This window comes from Enterococcus sp. VV15, assembly GCF_005236045.1.
GTDB classification, from domain to species: domain Bacteria; phylum Bacillota; class Bacilli; order Lactobacillales; family Enterococcaceae; genus Enterococcus_B; species Enterococcus_B durans.
Window position 1 is genome coordinate 1 of the sequence record NZ_QPTY01000121.1, and the last position, 431, is coordinate 431.

Genomic DNA, 431 nt, shown 5'->3' on the forward strand with positions numbered 1-431 from the left:
ACCGCTTAAGAAAAGCATAGGCTGCTTGTGTGTCCCGTTTTTTACGTAACCAAATATCCAAGGTTAAACCATCTGCATCGATGGCTCGATACAAATAATGCCATTTTCCTTTAATTTTGATGTACGTTTCATCCATTTTCCATGAATAAAAGGATTTTTTATTTTTCTTTTTCCAAATTTGATAGAGTAGTTTGCCATATTCTTGCACCCAACGATAAATCGTCGTATGAGAAACGTTAATGCCACGATCATATAAGATTTCTTGAACTTCACGATAGCTAAGGTTATAACGAAGATAGTAGCCCACGGCTACAATAATCACATCCTGCTGAAATTGCTTTCCTTTAAAATGATTCATCGTCATTCCTCCTGCTATCTTTTTCTATTATTCTACCTTATTTGATAGTAGATTTAAAACTTTGCAACAGAAC

1 pseudogene is annotated in these 431 nt (G+C 34.6%); it reads right to left on the reverse strand.

The window, feature by feature from the left end:
• A pseudogene (locus tag DVW83_RS14910) lies at window positions 1-358 on the reverse strand (IS6-like element IS1216 family transposase); the annotation flags it as partial.
• Between the last annotated feature and the right edge of the window lie 73 nt (window positions 359-431).